The organism is Flavobacterium sp. LK-23 (assembly GCF_058135255.1).
In genome coordinates this window covers 23299-41383 of record NZ_JBYUVT010000019.1, presented here as the reverse complement: position 1 = coordinate 41383, position 18085 = coordinate 23299, and the positions used below count along the sequence as shown (strand labels likewise).

The 18085-nt window shown below is 34.2% G+C and carries 16 protein-coding genes; 3 read left to right on the top strand and 13 right to left on the bottom strand.

Annotated elements, in window-relative coordinates; all coding sequences use genetic code 11:
- Positions 1 to 79 precede the first annotated feature (79 nt).
- The 4 genes from AC3Y25_RS20610 to AC3Y25_RS20595 are packed head-to-tail and all read right to left on the bottom strand — an operon-like array spanning position 80 to position 6275.
- The gene (locus AC3Y25_RS20610; RefSeq protein WP_095931631.1) at positions 80 to 1591 is read right to left on the bottom strand and encodes a RagB/SusD family nutrient uptake outer membrane protein; all 1512 of its coding nucleotides are present in this window, start codon (positions 1589 to 1591) and stop codon (positions 80 to 82) included.
- Positions 1592 to 1619: 28 nt separating this feature from the next.
- The gene (locus AC3Y25_RS20605) at positions 1620 to 4634 is read right to left on the bottom strand and encodes a SusC/RagA family TonB-linked outer membrane protein (RefSeq protein ID WP_489904020.1); all 3015 of its coding nucleotides are present in this window, start codon (positions 4632 to 4634) and stop codon (positions 1620 to 1622) included.
- 28 nt (positions 4635 to 4662) lie between these two features.
- Positions 4663 to 5745, bottom strand: a complete 1083-nt coding sequence (locus tag AC3Y25_RS20600) for a hypothetical protein (protein ID WP_489904019.1) — start codon at positions 5743 to 5745, stop codon at positions 4663 to 4665.
- 8 nt (positions 5746 to 5753) lie between these two features.
- Complete coding sequence (locus tag AC3Y25_RS20595; RefSeq protein WP_095931634.1) at positions 5754 to 6275, bottom strand: DUF5004 domain-containing protein; 522 nt, start codon at positions 6273 to 6275, stop codon at positions 5754 to 5756.
- 482 nt (positions 6276 to 6757) lie between these two features.
- Between AC3Y25_RS20595 and susR the strand changes: the two genes are divergently transcribed.
- Entirely contained in the window at positions 6758 to 8356 is a 1599-nt protein-coding gene (gene susR, locus AC3Y25_RS20590) for a SusR family glycan utilization regulator (RefSeq protein ID WP_489904018.1), read from the top strand.
- A gap of 132 nt (positions 8357 to 8488) precedes the next feature.
- Here susR and AC3Y25_RS20585 read toward each other — a convergent pair whose 3' ends face one another.
- The 9 genes from AC3Y25_RS20585 to AC3Y25_RS20545 all read right to left on the bottom strand — a co-directional run bounded on the left by AC3Y25_RS20585 (position 8489) and on the right by AC3Y25_RS20545 (position 16808).
- Positions 8489 to 9712, bottom strand: coding sequence for a sterol desaturase family protein (locus AC3Y25_RS20585; RefSeq protein WP_250836526.1), 1224 nt, complete (start codon positions 9710 to 9712; stop codon positions 8489 to 8491).
- A gap of 133 nt (positions 9713 to 9845) precedes the next feature.
- A complete protein-coding gene (locus tag AC3Y25_RS20580; RefSeq protein ID WP_172426956.1) occupies positions 9846 to 11132 on the bottom strand; it encodes a Glu/Leu/Phe/Val family dehydrogenase in 1287 nt (428 codons plus the stop codon).
- Between the two features lie 453 nt (positions 11133 to 11585).
- Positions 11586 to 12440 carry an EamA family transporter gene (locus tag AC3Y25_RS20575; RefSeq protein ID WP_427874353.1) on the bottom strand — a complete coding sequence of 285 codons (855 nt, stop codon included), beginning with the start codon at positions 12438 to 12440 and terminating at the stop codon, positions 11586 to 11588.
- A gap of 106 nt (positions 12441 to 12546) precedes the next feature.
- Complete coding sequence (locus tag AC3Y25_RS20570) at positions 12547 to 14010, bottom strand: AAA family ATPase (RefSeq protein ID WP_489904017.1); 1464 nt, start codon at positions 14008 to 14010, stop codon at positions 12547 to 12549.
- A 192-nt stretch (positions 14011 to 14202) separates the two neighbouring features.
- Positions 14203 to 15321 (bottom strand): vWA domain-containing protein, encoded by a 1119-nt coding sequence (locus AC3Y25_RS20565; RefSeq protein WP_489904016.1) that lies wholly within the window; start codon positions 15319 to 15321, stop codon positions 14203 to 14205.
- 106 nt (positions 15322 to 15427) lie between these two features.
- On the bottom strand, positions 15428 to 15808 hold the full coding sequence (locus tag AC3Y25_RS20560) for a YchJ family protein (protein WP_489904054.1): 381 nt from the start codon (positions 15806 to 15808) through the stop codon (positions 15428 to 15430).
- Positions 15798 to 16031 (bottom strand): hypothetical protein, encoded by a 234-nt coding sequence (locus AC3Y25_RS20555; protein ID WP_111289368.1) that lies wholly within the window; start codon positions 16029 to 16031, stop codon positions 15798 to 15800. The genes AC3Y25_RS20560 and AC3Y25_RS20555 overlap by 11 nt, the downstream gene beginning before the upstream one ends.
- A gap of 88 nt (positions 16032 to 16119) precedes the next feature.
- Positions 16120 to 16266: a hypothetical protein gene (locus tag AC3Y25_RS20550; RefSeq protein WP_008467810.1), complete on the bottom strand. Its 147-nt coding sequence runs from the start codon at positions 16264 to 16266 to the stop codon at positions 16120 to 16122.
- On the bottom strand, positions 16266 to 16808 hold the full coding sequence (locus AC3Y25_RS20545) for a hypothetical protein (RefSeq protein WP_489904015.1): 543 nt from the start codon (positions 16806 to 16808) through the stop codon (positions 16266 to 16268). The genes AC3Y25_RS20550 and AC3Y25_RS20545 overlap by 1 nt, the downstream gene beginning before the upstream one ends.
- A gap of 87 nt (positions 16809 to 16895) precedes the next feature.
- Between AC3Y25_RS20545 and AC3Y25_RS20540 the strand changes: the two genes are divergently transcribed.
- Both AC3Y25_RS20540 and AC3Y25_RS20535 read left to right on the top strand, forming a co-directional pair.
- Positions 16896 to 17141 carry a hypothetical protein gene (locus tag AC3Y25_RS20540; RefSeq protein WP_095931666.1) on the top strand — a complete coding sequence of 82 codons (246 nt, stop codon included), beginning with the start codon at positions 16896 to 16898 and terminating at the stop codon, positions 17139 to 17141.
- 353 nt (positions 17142 to 17494) lie between these two features.
- Entirely contained in the window at positions 17495 to 17935 is a 441-nt protein-coding gene (locus AC3Y25_RS20535) for a KTSC domain-containing protein (RefSeq protein ID WP_095931645.1), read from the top strand.
- The last annotated feature ends 150 nt before the right edge of the window (positions 17936 to 18085 follow it).

Below are 18085 nucleotides of genomic sequence, written 5' to 3'. Positions count from 1 at the left end.
CAGAAAAATTTTAGTAAATTCTTAAAAACATGTCAGCCTTCCACGACTAACCAACATGGAAGACTGACATTCTAGTAACCTAATTTGGATACCCAGGATTTTGTTTAAGGTTTTTGTTTGTGGTTAAAACAGTACTTGGAATTGGAAAAATTGCTCTGTATTTCTCTGTTGTCCCTTTTGACCACCATGGTTCGAAGAATGTTCCAAAACGAATATTGTCTGTTCTTCTTCTTCCTTCGAATGTAAATTCTTTCAACAATTCTTGATTTATAAATGCAAGGTCAATGGTTGCTGGCAATTCTTCGCCTGCACGAGATGCTACTTGCTGTACAAATGGTCGTGCTAAATCTGGCGAACCTAGACGAACGTAACATTCTGCTTGCATCATTAAGATTTCTGCATAACGAATTAATACAAAATCGTGATCACGCTCCCATTGCTCTCCTGCTTTCATTTCATATTTATGTAAACGAACTCCTTCATTTTCTTTTGCATCTTCCAAACTTGTTAGGTTCTCTGTATAAGTAAGCGGTTCTCCATTGTCCATCATAATTACAGTTCCTGTCGCAAGATTGATCTGATCGCCTTCTAGCATACATTTTTTTCTCTTGTCTGTGTCTGCAAATGCCGAATAAACTCCAGGCTGTGCACACATTCCGTTTGCACTCCAAGGATAATTGTTTGGAATGGCAGAAATAGCTAATTTTTGATTATAATGACAAGACATTGAGTTCATGTAGTTTCCAACTGTTCCAGCTTTGGAATCGTAAGGAATAGCGAAAATAATTTCTGTCGAAGTTTGATTTTCTGTCACGAAATTCGAAAAGAAATCTGGTGTTAAACTGTATCCAGTAACCTTTTGGCACATATTGATACAATCTTGCCAACGTGGCTGACCGATAAACGCTTCTGAATTAAGATACAATCTAGCCAAAATAGAATAGGCTACATTTCTAGTCATTTTAGAATACACCGCATTTGGATTTAAATGCGGAATAGCGTCTGTCAATTCTTTTTCAACAAAATCATACACCTCTTTTCGTGTTGAATTGGTTGGAAGAGCGGTATCTTCAAAATCGGTTACAATTGGCACATTTCCGAATAAATCTAAAAGATTGTAGTAGTAATAGGCTCTAAGCGCTTTTAATTCTGCATAAATTGGCTCTTTTGATTTATCACTAAGAGATGATTTATCGATTTGATAAATGATTGCATTAATCTTAGCAATTCCAGTATAATTGTAACGCCAAGCCGAAAGAATCATTCTGTTATCTGATTTCCAAGTATGCTTTTGCGCGTCTTGATATTGTCCGCCATCGTACCAGTTTGTTCCTCTTGTCGGAATTGTTGCTTCATCTGAAACTACTTCATTCAAAAAGAAAACATACTCACAAGTTGGAAAATTATTTGAGATTGCATCAGAGAATCCTCTTAACGAAGAATAAGCTCCACCTACCAACGCATCAATCTCTTTGGTTGTATTTCCGAAATTTCCATCTTCTACCTGATCATACAACTGTTCGTCCAAATCAGTACAGGATACCGTAAAAAGCATGCTTAAAAGTATTGCTGCTGTTATTTTGATTTTCATTGTTAATATTTTATGGTTATCAATTCGCTTAGTTATTCAGCGTAAAATTTAATCCAACAGAAATTGTAGTTGGTCGAGGATAATTATTGTATCTGTCAATTCCAGGAGCTGCCAAACCAGTTTGATCCATTACTCCAGTCTGATTAATTCCGTCCTGAGCATTTAAACCAATCTCTGGATCTACACCTTTGTAGCCTGTGATTACAAATAAGTTTTCGCCCATTACATACATTCTAAATTTAGATTTTTTGTATTTCAATGGTAAAGTATAACCAAAAGTCAATGTCTGAAGTCTGAAGAAAGAAGCATCTTCGATCCAGTAATCAGAATATTTTGGAGACGAAGTAATACCGCTGCTTAAGAAAGAATCTGGCACATTAAAAGCTGGTAATCTGTTCGGATCGTTTAACATCATGTTGGTCGCATTTAATGCTTTTTGTCCAAACATTCCGTATCCAGAAAATCCAAGATCAAAGTTTCCGTAAGTAAAATTCATTCCGATACCTAAAGTTAAATCTGGCTGAATATTTCCTAGATCTCTTTTATCAGCATCAACCAAAGCACTTTCAGCGACTACTTCATTCGCAGCATTGTAGTATTGAATTTTCCCATCGGCATCTAAACCAGCATTTTTGAATCCCCAGAAAGTTCCAACTGGATATCCTTCTGCAATAATTTGAGAATATTGTCCAGACATCCCTGCCAAACCATGAAGAGATCCGCTGTAGATCACGTCTGTTTTATAGGTTGGGTTAGAAAGTTTTTCAATTTTCTGAACGTTATGTCCAAGTGTCAAATTAGCATTCCAGTTGAATTTATCTCCTCTAATGATGTCTGCATTCAAAGTTAACTCTACCCCTTTGTTTGACATTTCACCCACGTTAGCCAACATTGTTCCTACTAAATAAGGCGGCTGAGGCACTTCGTAAGTGTATAATAAATCTTTTGTTTTTTTAGAATAATATTCAAAAGATCCTGTAATTCTATTGAAAAGTCCGAAATCAAAACCAACGTTAATTTGCTCTGTAGATTCCCATTTCAAATCAGGATTGGGGTTTTGTTTTGGAGAATAAGCCAAACTCCAAGTTTTAGTAACCGGATCGTAGTAACTATCGCTTCCAACTCCTAAAATAGAAAGTGATTTATACTCTCCAATTCCATCTTGATTTCCAGTAACTCCATAACCCACTCTCAATTTTAAATTGTCTAACCAACCTTTTGAAGATTCCATAAATTCTTCGTTAGAAATTCTCCAAGCTGCAGAAGCAGATGGGAAAGTTCCCCACTTATTGTTTTCTCCAAAACGGCTCGATCCATCACGTCTTACTGTCGCTGTCAATAAATATTTACCATCGTAACCGTAATTAGCACGAGCATAAAAAGATACTAAATTTGATTTTCCTTTGTATGAATACACGTCGGTTAAACGATAGTTGTAACCCGCACCTAAATTATTATAACTAAAAGCATCTGTAACAAAACCACCTCTTTGTGCTCCAAAACCTTGATAGATATTTTCTAGATAAGAATATCCAGCCAAAGCGCCAATGTTATGTTTGTCTATAACTTTGCTGTAATTTACATAAAGCTCTCCTTGTGCATTTGTATATTCTGCATAAGTTCTTTGTGCAAAACCGCCTTCTGTCTGTCCTTCCATAACCGCATAAGATGGTTTGTAAGTACCCGCTTTTACTGCATTGTGCTCTAACGAAATATTTGCTGTAGCAGTAAAGTCGTTCAAGAATTTCACATCTGTTTTAAAGTACCCTAAAAGTCTGTGTCTTTCATTATCAAAAGTTCTGTTTGTTAAAATCTCAACCGGATTCTGATAAATATTTCCTACTACTGCACTGAAATTTCCTTCTGAATCGTAAACAGGAATCGTTGGATTTAAGTTATAAGCTCTTTCAAAAATTCTGTAATCTATTGGGTGCCATTTGTCAATGTTTGCAAATAATCCCATATCAAATTTCACTTCTTTGTTGTCTCCAAGAAATTGGTAAGCGCTAACATTACCGCTTAATCTTTCCAATCCAGATTTTTTAATAACTCCTTCATTATTTAAGTACGAAAGTGAAGTTCTAAAACCGCTGTCTGCTTTACCAGAATTGATGCTTAACGTATGCGATTGAGAAATCGAAGTCTGCTCGATTGCTTTTTGCCAGTTTGTACTTCCACCATAATCTACTGCATCTGCAATTTGATTCTGGCGTACATATCCTCTCCACTGATTTGCCGAAAGAAGATCTAAGTTATTATTTACATAACCGATACCCGTTTGTCCATTATAAACAACAGAAACACCCTTTGTTCCAGATTTTGTAGTAATCATGATTACTCCATTTGCTCCACGAGAACCGTAAATTGCTGTTGCCGAAGCATCTTTAAGAACATCAACCGATTTAATATCTGAAGGTTGAACGACGTTAATATCAACTCCCGCAATACCATCTACCACAATTAACGGACTGTTACTTGCTGTTAAAGAAGTTCCTCCACGAAGACGAATTGTAGAAGCTGCAGCTGGATCTCCAGAAGGACGAATAATGCTTAATCCCGCCACTTTTCCTTGCAAAACCTGCTCTGTAGAACCAATAGTTCCTTTTAGCAATTCATCTGCTCCAACTGTAGAAATTGCTCCAGTCAAATCTGATTTTTTCACTTTTCCGTAACCTACAGAAACTACTTGCACTTCTGCCAATGCATATCCGTCATTTTGCAGGCGCACTTCGTAATTAGAAGTATTGGCTGTAATCTGAACTTTTTGTGTCGTCGAGCCGATAAACGAAACTTCGATTGCACTTCCTACGGCTACATTAAGGCTAAATTTACCATCAAAATCTGTTGTAGTTCCGTTTTTAGTTCCTACTTCAATGATAGAAGCTCCTGGCAATACATTCCCTGTATTGTCATAAACAGTTCCTGATATCTTTTTCGTCTGCGCGAAAGAATTGGCAGTAAGAAAAAGCATAAAAATCATCAATACCGCTGCCTTAGCAGTCCACATTTGATGCAGGACGCTTTTTGTATTTTTACTATTCATTAGAATTGGTGTTTTAATTTAATAGTGATTATTTATCTAAAGTTTTTAGCGGAATGGTCGTATCCGAAATCGTTTTGTCTTTATTGTCTTTTACCAAAACATGGATCTCGCTTAAGCTCGGAACTCCATTAAGTTCTGAAACCAGATTGACAAAACCTTTAATTTCTGCAGTTCCTCCAGTAAACTCACCCGAAATTGTTTTTGTACCAGCTGTAATCGTGTAGATTAATTTGTTTACACCTGCTTCATTATTTTTTCTAGACATTCCAAGAAAATCTTTTTGACTGATTTGCGATGGAAAGAAAGCAAAACTTGGCGGTGGCGGCGGAACAAATTCTCCTGCGTAAATAACCTGATCTCCAGAATTTGCTGTCCAATTCTCTGCTACCATCAGAAAATTTATCTTTTCCATTACAAAATCATCTGGAGCATTGAAATACTGCTTAGGAACAAAATCCATTTTATAAAAACCGTTACCTAAATCTTTTAATTTTGTTTTTTCGGCAATTTCTGGTTTTGCAGCTTCATACATTTGCTGAATAGCCCAGTCATTCAAACCACCATGCATATGTACACTTGGAGTGCCAGCAAATGCAGGATTAAGATTTGCATTAAAAACAATACTTACCGGTTTATCGATTAATGGTTTTGATGGATATGATCTAAATAATTCACCCGAAGTATAGAAAGACGAAAAATCAATATAAGCCACATTGGCAACATCACTTTGTTTAGATCCGTTTTTGTTTTTCAAGCGAAACCAGAATCCATCACTCTTCGCTATTTCTTCTGGAGTTTTAGAAAAATAAAGTGTTGGAGTTAGCGTAAAACTCCAGATTCTATTTCCTTCATATTTCAGTTTTGCAAAGTCCGAAGAATTTTCCCAATGTCCAGCATCTGGTTCAGATGGAGACCAGATCCAGATGTACAAATCTTCTGTTTCAGCAAATGTCGATGCCGACATATCAAAATACCAAGTAACTTGTTCATCATACTTGTAAACAACAGGAAATGATGATATTGCCCCTACAGCTCCAGCAGCTTCTTGTGCCTGAATAAAATTAGGAGCCATCAACAGGGCAAGTAAAATTGTATATATAAACTTTTTCATATTACTTTTTAATTAATAGCATTTAATTTAAACACATAAGACACGAAATCTACACCACCAGAAGAATGCGCCAATTGAATCTGCATTTCTTTGCTTTTACCTGGAACTGAAATCAATCTAAGTTCATCTGTTTTTTGCGTTTTCTGTGCGTCGCTATACAGATAGATTTTTGTTCCAACACCAGTAGTAGATTGAAACGCTGAGCTAAGTGCCCAATACCCCTTAGGAGCAAATAAAGGAGGAACATCTCCCGTTACTTCATAACTTGTAGGATTGTTATTTCCATCTACGTTAAATTTGATTTTAAAATCTTCGTAGTTGAAATAAGTGCTCAAGTTTTCTTCGTTTGGTTCGATCTTATTTGCTTTCGCAACTTCATCAACCATTTTCAGATTTGTTAATCCCCAATTTCCATTTACTTTTTCATAAAGGGTAATCGGTTCTACGTAGCTTCCGTCATCTGTGTTATCGCATCCAATAGCAAATAAACACATCATAAAAGCTAGCCAATAAAGACTTTTACATTTCATAAATTTTTGGTTTTCGTTAGTTTGTTATCCCCTTCAAAAGGATACAGCGAAACTAGACGTTAAATAAATCCTAAAAAAAAAATCTGAAAAAAATCAAGATGAAATTCCAACATAAAAACAAATAAAAAACTAATAATCAAACGTTTAACTATTTAAGCGAAAGTAAAAAATCAAGACGCTGTTTAGATAAAAATAAGCCGTTTTTATATGGTAAAAATGACAATATGTAAAATAATCAGCGTATTTTTTTCACTATGCATATATATAACCAGTTTTTATTGTATAATTGCAAATAAATTACCTGTTTTTAACATTTACAGCTTATTTTCAGTCCGAAAATTACCTTTTAAAGCTATGTTATTAAACATTTTACAAGATTCTTAAAAAACAGGTCTAGCTTAATCTCCAACTTATTCTTAATTTTAAATCGAATTAACTAACTATATCTATCAACTCACTTTTCCCTAAACCAAAACCCAATCATGCAAAGAATATTGATGCTGCTTTTCTTCTTAGGAGGTTTTTCTCTTACTGCGAAAGAGACGAATCCTTATTTAGAAGAATTAGATCAGGTACTCTTGAAAAAAGAGATTTACCTGAAACAGAAATATCGAAAAATAGAAGCTTTAAAGAAAAATGTATCTAAGTTTACGCTTAGTCAGAATAATGAAGAATTGTACAATTGTTATATGTCTTTGTTTGATGAATACAAATCTTTTAAATATGACTCTGCCTATTACTATTTAGAGCAATCTAAAATCAAAGCCAAAATCCTAAAAGATCCCAAGTATTTATCTAAAAGTAGAATCAAGGAAGGTTTTGTGCTTTTATCTTCTGGGCTTTTTAAAGAAGCGATTGACACGCTAAATGTTATTGACGATACTAAACTGGATCAAAGAAATAAATTTGAATACTATAACATTAAAGCCCGTGCTTATTATGATTTAGCCGATTATAACCGTGATCAGCGTTTTAATATTCATTATGTACAGCAAGGAAATCATTTCTTAAAAAAAGCTCTAGAATTAATAGGAACCAATACGAATGAATATTGGGCTGCAGAAAGTTTAAAACGATTGAAACAGCAAGACTGGCGCGGGGCCGAATTTGCTTTCAGTTATTGGATCAACAACTACAATCTGCCTCCTGATTATTACGGAATCGCCACTTCAAGTCTTGGCTATATTTATTCTGAACGGGGTTATACAAAAAAAGCGATTCAATATTTAGCTCTTGCCGCAATTGCCGATGTTAAAAATGCTACTAAAGAAACCGTTGCGCTACGAAATTTGGCCAATGAACTTTTTAAAATGGGCTATTTGGATAAAGCAAACGAATACATCAATATTGCAATGGATGATGCTACTTTTTATAATGCAAGACATAGAAAAATTGAGATTTCGTCTATTTTACCAATTATAGAAAAAGCGCAGCTGAATAATGTAAAGGATAAAAATGATAAACTGGAGAAGATTATCATTCTCTTGACGATTCTTACCGTTATCATTTTCGTTTTCCTCGGCATCATTTTCAAACAATTAAAAGAAAAGAACAAAGCAAGAAAAATCATGGCCGATTCTTACTTGCAATTGCAGGAAATGAATGTAAGTTTAAGTGAGGCCAATGCTATTAAAGAAGAATACATTACGTATTTTATTAAAGCAACTTCGGCTTTCATTAATAAAATAGACCATATTCAGAAAAGTACGCTGCATAAAATCATTACCAAAAAAACCGATGAAGTTATTGCTAGTTTAAAGCGTTATAACGTAAAGGAAGAGCGCGAAAATCTGTTTCATCAGTTTGACGAAATCTTCTTGAAATTGTTTCCGACATTTGTAACCGATTTCAATAATTTATTCCCAAACGATCATAAATGCATTGTCAAAAAAGGTGAGCTTTTAAATACCGAATTGCGAATTTTTGCTTTGTATAGATTGGGTATTCAAGACAGCAGTCAAATGGCAGAATTCTTAGAACTTTCTGTAGCTACAATTTATACGTACAAAACCAGAATTAAAAGCAAATCTGATTTTAAAGATACTTTTGAGCAGAAGATTATGGAGATTAAGACGATCTAAGGTGCTGAGATGCTAAGTTTTTTTTAGCCACGAATTCACGAATTTTTATTGAAAATGATACGTGAAATTTTTGCACAATAATTACACGAATAGATAATAAAAAAATTTCGTGAATTCGTGGCAGAAAAAAAATTATTCTGCAGATTCCAACTGCAAAATTGTATTCTGATAAATCCTACTCAATGAAAACAATTGCTCTGCAAAAATCATTACAGCAATTGGAACAAAGAAAAATACCAGCAAACCTTCTTCATATAAAAAGTAAGTCGAAATCATCGCCAGACGAGTATATTCTAGATAGTAAATCCATTTTCGCTGTTCTAACAATGCACCACAATTGATTAAAGTGATGATTACTAAAGAAAGCACAAATACTTTATCATACAATTCTAAATAATCAAAATAATAGGTAAAGACCGTTAGAATCAAAGTACAGATTCCTAATTGTATATAAAGATAATTTTTAAATCGAAGTCTCTGATTCGGAGCTGCTTTATCCTGCAGAAAGCGCTTTTCCAGAATGGGACGAATATCCTGATCCATATCGGCTGGGCTTCCAAAAACAGCATTCCATCTCGCTTTGAATCCGCTGGAGCGTTTCCATAATTCGTAAATTTCGAAGTAATAATGAAAATGCTGCCACAAGAAACTATAGCTTTTTAGCGGATGCGTCAATCCATATTTGGGTTTTTCCTCTTCGGTTTGGAAAGTTCCAAAAAGGCGATCCCAAAAGGTGAACATATCACCGTAATTTTTGTCTAAATACTTTTCGTCAGAAGCATGATGAACTCCATGAACAGAAGGGGTTACAAAAACATATTCCAACCATTTTATTTTGCCAATAAGCTGTGTATGGGTAAAGAAAGAATAAGCGCCATGAACAATAAGCATGGTAATCACCATACTGGGATGAAAACCAACAAATGGCAAAACGCACCAAAATCCCGTTCGAATTATAGCCTGAAAAGTAGTAATTCTTGCTGCCGCAGTAAAATTAAACTCTTCGCTGTGATGATGTACAATATGCGCTGCCCAGAAAAAATTGACTTCATGTCCTAAGCGATGATACCAATACCAGACAAAATCGGTGGCAAGAATAAGGGCAAACCAAACCAAGGCATTACTCGGAATATCAAAAAGTCTATAATCATCATAAATTAAATAATACAGCTGATAAAAACTGGCTGCAACAAATAAGTTAATCAAACGCTCTGCAATTCCGATGGAGATATTGGAAACAGAACTTTCATAGTTAAAAATTTCAGGCTTTTTTCTGCGTTGAGCAAGCTTATATTCCAAAAACAAAAAAAGAAAAAAGGCCGGCATGGCAAATGCTAGAAAATTGATATTTTTCATTTATTTGATACTTTTCGATTATAAATATTATAATTAATAGTTCAAACGAAAAAGACACTTCCATCAATTACGTTTTTAAGAGCGCTAAAAACGTAATTAACGAAAATGATCTTTTACGAAGTAAACCTGATTTTTAATTCTGTTTAAATAAAGGCGCTTCCAAGGCAACTTCTTTAACTGACTGCGTTTCGGCCACTTTTTTCAAAGCGATTATATAAGCCGCAATACGAGGCGTTACACTATGTTTTACTGCAACTCTAAAAACAGTATCAAAACCTTTTTCTAAAATATCCTCCAAACGTTTGTTTATCTGATGGATTCTCCATGACTCCAAAAGCGAATTCTGAAGCCACTCAAAATAAGAAACGGTAACACCGCCCGCATTGGCCAAAATATCAGGAACAACTAATATATTTTTATCATGCAGAATCTGATCTGCATCTGAAGAAACGGGTCCATTGGCACCTTCAACAATAATTCTGGCTTGAATCTCTCCTGCATTATGCTTCGTAATAACATCTTCTTTTGCCGCAGGAATCAATACATCTACATCTAGAAGCAATAAATCTTCATGTTTTATGGCAACCGAATTTGGATAGCCTTTTATGGTTTTATTATTTAAGTTATAGTATAAAATCAGTTCTGGAATATTAATCCCGTTTGGATTATAAAATGCTTCTGAAACATCACTTACCGCCACAACTTTCACTCCTTTTTCATGCAGAAATAACGCAGAATGCAAACCAACGTTTCCAAATCCTTGAATCGCAGCAGTAGCTCTTGCTGGTCTTATTTTTAGTTTCTCAAGTGCTAGAAGCGTAATAATGCTTACTCCTCTTCCTGTTGCTTCTACTCTGCCTAAAGATCCGCCAGAATGAAGATGTTTTCCTGTTACAACCGCATGAATTGGTCTTCCATGCAACAGTGAAAACTCATCCATTAGCCAGCCCATTTCGTCTGGTCCTGTCCCCATATCTGGTGCAGGAACATCTTTCTCTGGTCCGAAAATATCAGCCAAAGTTTTGGTATAAGCTCTTGTAATTTTTTCTAATTCTGTTTTAGAATGCTTTCTCGGATCGCAAATAATGCCGCCTTTTGCTCCACCAAATGGAATTCCAGTTACAGCAGATTTCCAGGTCATCCAGGCGGCAAGTGCTTTTACTTCGTCCAGATTTACAGCGGTGTCGTAACGAATTCCGCCTTTTGAAGGCCCTAAAGCGGTGTTGTGAATTACACGGTATCCTTCGAAGTTCTGAACGTTTCCATTATCTAAAGTAATAGAAAAATTTACTGTGATTTGTTTTTCTGGGCGCTGCAATTTTTGTTTGATAGAATCATCCAATTTTAAAATATCAGCAGCGATATTAAAGCGATCAATCATGGATTGAAACGGATTATGTTTTATAATTTCTGAACTCATAATATATAGTTTTTAGGTTTGGGTTACTTTTTATGTTTATAATCTTCTTTGATAAGAAGATTTACTTTCTCTTTTAATCTTCAAACTAAATGCAACACGGAATTTTTATCAGGCAACGGCGCATCAAAATTTTCATATTTCTGTTGGTTCTCATATCTTGATTTTTAATGATTCAAAAAAAAGCCTTTCATGGTGCAATGAAAGGCTAAAAAAAAAAAATAACTAACAAGTACTTTCTCTATTAACGCCATTTCAAAACGTGATTCATCATACAGCACATCGCAAAGCTGCATGGAAAAGACGTCATAATATTTCGGCTATAGTTTTTCATTGTTGAGACAAAGCTACAAAAATATATTTATAAATTCTATAGAATTAGTCGAGTTTATTTTAATTAATTAAAATTTAAACATTAAATCAATTGAAAATAAAAGGGTTACCGCTTAAAAAAAATTACTTTAATTGCGACAAAACAATAAAAATGACAGCGACCAATGCCAAAACTAGACCTAAAATATTGATTTTAGATAATTTTTCTTTGAAGAAAAAAGCACCAATAAGAGTTCCTAAAATAATTACGCCCATATTCATCCCAGCAAAAACTGTTGATGGATTTTCTGCAAATGCTTTGTGCGCTTTTAAGTAGAATAATATATTTCCGAAGTTGAAAACGCCAACTAATATCCCAAAAGGAATACTTTTTAAAACAAAATTTTCTTTGGTTACAAACAGCTTATACAATACGATTAAAATAGAAACAGCAAAAGCAATTAGAAAAACAAAGAATAACGATGTGGTATAAGGAACGACCGTATATAAAGCTATTTTCTTAAAAAGAATATCAATAATTCCAAAACCAAACAAAACTGCAGCTGGATAAATCCATTTGTTTTCTGTATGGCTTGAGGGCTTTTTTAAAATGAATAAAAGTGCCGCAAAACCAATTAAAACTCCAATAACCTTATAAGTATTAAATCCTTCATTAAATAGCAACCAAGCTGCCAAAATCGGAATAAATAAGGACAATCTTTGGGCTGCATCTGTTTTCGCAATCCCCATAAATTTTATCGAAAGTGCCAAGAATAAAAATAAGATCGGAAGCAAAATTCCAACAGAAGTGTAAATTTCTAATGGTGCATTATTGTCTAACGCATTTAGATCTGGCGTAAAAGTAAAATAACAAAGCGTTATCGCAGCGATGTAATTGAACGAAATAATCTGTGACGGATTAGCATTGTATTTTCTAGAAATCTTAAATATAACACCAACAATAACACTGCAAAGAATACTTAATATAAGGAATAACATAAATTTATTTTAGAACTGTAAAAGTAAGTATTGCAAAATAAAAAAGTCCAGCCGGTTTTAAAAAACCAGCTAGACCAGATTAAGTTTTATCTGTATTCTTTTTTTTTTAGAATTTACTGATATAGCTTCCGTAAATATCTCTAAACTGACTTCCCTTTGCAAAACGATCTTTGCTCAGTTTCTTATATTCTACCAATCCCCAAAGAATGAATTCTTTCATAAAATAGACATCTTCTTTTGCTAATTGCGGCTGGTATTTTTTCAATAATTCATCTAATGGAGTTACTTCATCTAGAATGTTTTTATAATCTTTATCAGAAGCATCATCTAACAACTCGAAACCGCTCTCAGCAAAAAACCATTCTACAAGATCTGAATATGGTGTTTTTTCATCAGGTTTTTCTAATTTTTCTATTTTCGGGAAATATTCTGGAAATAATCTTCGAATGGCAGAACCAATTAAACTTTCGGCCACAACATCCGCTCCCTCCTGCTCTCCTTCGTAAACCAATTCTACTTTACCTGTTATGGCTGGAATAATTCCAACAAAGTCAGATAAACGAAGCGCAGTTCTATCAACTCCAGAAATCAAAGCTCGGCGCTCTGCTGTACTAATTAAGTTTTCGAATGCCGTAATACTCATTCTTGCACTTACACCGCTTTTGTTATCGATGTATTCGCTTTCACGAGCTTCAAAACTAATTTGTTCCAAAATATCTCTTGCTAAACTTGGAACATAAACCACATCGGTCTGATTTTGGTCTAATTTAGATTCCTGCTCTGTAATTGTTCTCGCAATCTCGATACTTTCTGGATAATGTGTTAAAATCTGAGAACCAATTCTATCTTTTAAAGGTGTTACAATACTTCCTCTATTGGTATAATCTTCAGGGTTTGCGGTGAAAACAAATTGCATGTCTAAAGGCATTCTTAATTTGAATCCTCTAATTTGAATATCGCCTTCTTGCAAAATATTAAATAATGCTACTTGAATTCTGGCTTGTAAATCGGGCAATTCGTTAATTACAAAAATACAGCGATTCGCTCTCGGAATCATTCCGAAGTGAATTACGCGATCGTCTGCATAAGACAATTTCAAATTAGCCGCTTTTATCGGATCGACATCTCCAATTAAATCGGCAACCGTAACGTCTGGAGTTGCCAGTTTTTCGAAGAAACGATCGTTTCTATGTAACCATGAAATCGGAGTTTCGTCTCCTTTTTCTGCAATTAAATCCTTCGCAAAACGAGAAATCGGGTTTAACGGATCGTCATTAATTTCTGAACCTTCCACAAACGGAATATATTCATCTAATAACTCGACCATTTTGCGCGCCAAACGCGTTTTTGCCTGTCCGCGAAGCCCTAGTAAATTAATGTTATGTCGAGATAAAATCGCGCGTTCCAATTCTGGAATTACCGTATTTTCAAATCCGTGAACACCTTCAAAAACAGGTTTTCCCGATTTGATTTTCTCACGAAGATTATTACGCAATTCCTCTTTTATGCTTGTAGTTTTATATCCAGTGGCTTTTAATTGACCTAATGTCTTTATAGTATTTATTTCCATTGTGTTGAAATATAGATTGTTTATTTATTTTTTTTATGACAATATATTGTGTCATTGCCGTGTGTTAGACGCACTGCGGTGCGTCTCTACGATATACGAACGGAATCCAGAACGTATATTCAGGTGCAAAGAAACCTTAGTATCTTAGCATCTCAGAAACTTAGAAACTTAGAATCTCAAAACCTTAGCAACTTACTTAATCCTCTTCTTCCTATTCGCTTCATAATCCTCGAAAATCATCTCACCCAAACCTTTAATTCCGGTATAAAATGCTTTTCCTTGATTGGCTTCTGTAAACTGATTCACAAAACGCTGTAAATACGGATCTCGAGCAATCATAAAAGTTGTAATTGGGATATGAAGTTTTCTTGCCTGCTGCGCCTGAGTGTAACATTTATCGACAATGTATTCATCCAAACCATTACTATTCATATAATAAGAACCATCACGTTTGCGAACACAGCTTGGCTTTCCGTCGGTAATCATAAAAATCTGCTTGTTGGTATTTCGCTTTCTGCGAAGAATATCCATCGCCAATTGCAAACCAGCAACCGTATTAGTATGATAAGGTCCAACTTGCAAATACGGCAAATCTTTGATTGGAATCGTCCAGGCATCATTACCAAAAACCAAAATATCTAACGTATCTTTTGGGTATCTTGTTGTAATTAATTCAGCCAACGCCATAGCCACTTTTTTTGCAGGGGTAATTCGGTCTTCTCCGTATAAAATCATACTGTGGCTAATATCAATCATTAGAACAGTACTCATTTGTGCTTTGTACTGCGCATCTTCTACGACCAAATCATTTTCAGTCAGCATAAAACTTTCGACACCGTTATTAACTTGAGCATTTCGAAGACTTTCAGTTAAAGAAATTCTTTCTAAGCCATCGCCAAAATTATACTCACGGAATTCTCCAGTGTGTTCATCGCCACTTCCCGCATATTTTGTTTTATGATTTCCGCTCCCAGATTTTTTCAGGTTTCCAAAAATCTGATCCAAAGCTTGCTGTCGTATTGCTCTTTCTGTTTTTGCAGTTATTCCAAAACCAGAACTTCCATCGCCTTTTACTTCATCTCTGATGTATCCTTTTTTCTTCAGGTCTTCGATAAAATCATCAATAGTATAATTTTCGTCGGTAAGTTTGTATTCTTTGTCCAGTTCCCGAAGCCAGTTTATGGCTTCATCAAAATCGCCCGAAGTATGGGTGATTAACTCTTTAAAAATCGTAAAAAGTTTGTCAAACGGAGACTGAAAAGGAGCTTCGTAAGTCTTAAAATAAAAGCCTTTTTTAAATTCGTTTTTCATAAATCTAAAATTACATCTTTTTAGAATTATGAAAAACGAATCGTTTATTAATTTTTAGTTAAAATATTTAAACAAAAATCTCAACTAACAGTGTTAGATATAATAATTATTCAAACTTTCCGTCTACATAATACCAGGCACCATTTTCGAATTTAAAAGTCGAGAATTCGTAATGTGTTTGAGGTTTATTATCTGAATCTAAAAAGTAAGCTTTGAATTCAACTGTGTTTTCAGAAGAACTCAAAATTTCCAATTTCTGCCATTTATTAGAAACGGCCCATCTTAAAATTTCAGATTTCGAATAATATTTTCTTTCTGAAATATAAGTTGTTTCCATAAGATAATCGGCATTGTGAGTTGCATAGGCCGAATATCTTGACCGCATTAAAGTTAATGCCGAAGGAGCTTTTTGATTGTCATTCAGATATAAACCGCAGCAATTTTCAAAAAGCAATCCTGTGTCACAGAAGCATTTTTTACTCTCCATCGACTGGTTCTTCTCCATTAATTTTAACGTGAAGCTGATTTAATAAAACTTGATAACGAGTTATTTCGCGAACTTCTTCGTCTTCTTCAGCAAAATCAATCATTTCATCTAATGTTTCGCTCACTTCCAATAATTTGTTGTTTGCTTCTCTGTCATTTTTCGCAGCAATCAAATCAATGATTTCCTGTACGTTTGCTTTTAATGTTTCGAATTTACTATTCATTGTTTTTTTTTGTTTCAGGTTTCAAGTTTCAGGTTTCAGGTTCGCAACGATAACTTCGAACATGAAACCTGAAACTTGAAACTATTATCTACTCTTCGTTTTTACTTTCGTTGAATTTCTTAACGATTTCTTTTAATTTCTCTTTACGTGCAATTTCAGCTTGTTTGGCTTTCGCTTGGGCTTTATGCAATTTATCGTTATGTTTTTTGATGTTCTTTTCGTTATTACGTCCCATTACACTTCTCTTTTAATTTGTTCTAGCGTTTTTTCAGTAAAAATCAATTCGTTGATGATTTGTTTTCGCAATTCATCAATATCGTCATAATCAAAATGTTTTGCCCAATTGGTCAGCTGCTGTAAGTTTCTAATCTGTTTTAATCTTTTTGCGGTTTCAAAACTTGTTCTTAAAATTGCTTTTCCGTCATACTCGGGATTATTTTTGTGCTCATAATTGGCAAGATTATTTTCGAAATCAGCTTTTATGTAATATAATTTTTCTTCGGCATTATCAGGATAAAACTCTTCCCATTTTGCAAAACCAATTTTAGTTTTCGAGTCCGTTTCTGGGTTTCGAACAATTAAACGCCACTTACTATTGGCCAATCTCCCCCAATGATTCGAAACACGGTACATTCCTTCTTCCGTATAATAATAGGCACTTCCCGCTTTGCTTTCAAATTGCTTCTTCAATCCTTGAATTGAATTTGGAAGTACTTCATTAAAAGCACAAAACGTATTTTTAAAAGAATTAGGATGTGGTTTAAAGTTCTTTTGCATTATGCAAATATACTCAGATTACAGCGAACTCCCCAAACCAAACCTAAATTGCTTACCTTTGCTCCCTTAATTCAAAACAAAAAAATCATGTCTAAAGATTTAGAACAAAAAATGCCTCAAAAAGGAGTTTTTACAGGCATTATCGAAAAAGATGAAAATAATAATTATTTCTGTGGAGAATATCTTTTAGACTATAAAATGGTTCAAGCCAAATTTGAGGTTGGAGATTGGATTACTATAAAATCTGTTATTGAAAATCCAAGCGACATCAGCTACGATAAATATCCTAAAAAATCAAGAAACTTCGATAAAGCGAATCATAAGCCGGAATAATTTTTTTGTTTCAGGTTTCAGGTTTCAAGTTTTTTGTTGGAATAGTTAAGTTTTACCGCAAAGAACGCAAAGAGTTACGCAAAGTTCGCAAAGTTATATTTATACAAAGCTTTGCGAACTTTGGTTTTATATATAATCTTAAATCAATTTCTTTGCGTTCTTTGCGTAAACATTAGCGCACTTTGCGGTTAAAAAAATCCTTTGCTACTAAATAAACTTACAGTTAACTTTTATCAATATTTTTTCGATCAAAACTAAAAAGTTAAAAAAAAGTGTACCTTTGCAAAAAATTTGTCGATTTGAACTAAAACAAAACGATTTCAAACTAATAGACAAGTAGTTACCTTTTATTTATGAAAAAAATAGTTGAATACCGCAAGTTACTAAACGTAGAAAAAACTGCAGAGTTAAAAGATTTAAAGACAATTTATCGTAATGCGATGAAAGAATCTCATCCTGATAAATTTGTGGGAAATGAAGCTGGTTTAAAAGAAGCTGAAGAAAAAAGTAAAACGATTATCGAAGCTTACCACTTTTTAGTAAGTATTCACCCTGATACAATCAAACTTAATTTACCTGAGTATACAGAAACAATTTCAACTTGTTCTATCACAGATTATAAATTTGTTGAAGGTCGTTTAATTATTGACTTTTCTAACGGAAGCGTTTACGAGTACATTAGCGTACCAAAAGCAACTTACGTGAAGATGGTAAATGCAGATTCTCCTGCAAGATTTGCTAAAAGACATATCTTAAACTCTTTTACTTGGAGAAAGAAGACAAATCAAGAATAGTTTTATACTACTATATTTTACAAAAAAGCACTCTATTAAAAGAGTGCTTTTTTTATGCCTTAAGTTCAAATATTTGCACACGGGTCGCTCAAATAACCGTCTTATTAAGAGTATTTGATCAAATCGAGCCAATAAACACGCTGATTTAAT

Excerpts from the sequence above, each read along its gene's own strand:
- AC3Y25_RS20610 (WP_095931631.1), bottom strand. The coding sequence starts at position 1,591 with ATGAAAATCAAAATAACAGCAGCAATACTTTTAAGCATGCTTTTTACG.
- AC3Y25_RS20605 (WP_489904020.1), bottom strand. The coding sequence starts at position 4,634 with ATGAATAGTAAAAATACAAAAAGCGTCCTGCATCAAATGTGGACTGCT.
- AC3Y25_RS20600 (WP_489904019.1), bottom strand. The coding sequence starts at position 5,745 with ATGAAAAAGTTTATATATACAATTTTACTTGCCCTGTTGATGGCTCCT.
- AC3Y25_RS20595 (WP_095931634.1), bottom strand. The coding sequence starts at position 6,275 with ATGAAATGTAAAAGTCTTTATTGGCTAGCTTTTATGATGTGTTTATTT.
- susR (WP_489904018.1), top strand. The coding sequence starts at position 6,758 with ATGCAAAGAATATTGATGCTGCTTTTCTTCTTAGGAGGTTTTTCTCTT.
- AC3Y25_RS20585 (WP_250836526.1), bottom strand. The coding sequence starts at position 9,712 with ATGAAAAATATCAATTTTCTAGCATTTGCCATGCCGGCCTTTTTTCTT.
- AC3Y25_RS20580 (WP_172426956.1), bottom strand. The coding sequence starts at position 11,132 with ATGAGTTCAGAAATTATAAAACATAATCCGTTTCAATCCATGATTGAT.
- AC3Y25_RS20575 (WP_427874353.1), bottom strand. The coding sequence starts at position 12,440 with ATGTTATTCCTTATATTAAGTATTCTTTGCAGTGTTATTGTTGGTGTT.
- AC3Y25_RS20570 (WP_489904017.1), bottom strand. The coding sequence starts at position 14,010 with ATGGAAATAAATACTATAAAGACATTAGGTCAATTAAAAGCCACTGGA.
- AC3Y25_RS20565 (WP_489904016.1), bottom strand. The coding sequence starts at position 15,321 with ATGAAAAACGAATTTAAAAAAGGCTTTTATTTTAAGACTTACGAAGCT.
- AC3Y25_RS20560 (WP_489904054.1), bottom strand. The coding sequence starts at position 15,808 with ATGGAGAGTAAAAAATGCTTCTGTGACACAGGATTGCTTTTTGAAAAT.
- AC3Y25_RS20555 (WP_111289368.1), bottom strand. The coding sequence starts at position 16,031 with ATGAATAGTAAATTCGAAACATTAAAAGCAAACGTACAGGAAATCATT.
- AC3Y25_RS20550 (WP_008467810.1), bottom strand. The coding sequence starts at position 16,266 with ATGGGACGTAATAACGAAAAGAACATCAAAAAACATAACGATAAATTG.
- AC3Y25_RS20545 (WP_489904015.1), bottom strand. The coding sequence starts at position 16,808 with ATGCAAAAGAACTTTAAACCACATCCTAATTCTTTTAAAAATACGTTT.
- AC3Y25_RS20540 (WP_095931666.1), top strand. The coding sequence starts at position 16,896 with ATGTCTAAAGATTTAGAACAAAAAATGCCTCAAAAAGGAGTTTTTACA.
- AC3Y25_RS20535 (WP_095931645.1), top strand. The coding sequence starts at position 17,495 with ATGAAAAAAATAGTTGAATACCGCAAGTTACTAAACGTAGAAAAAACT.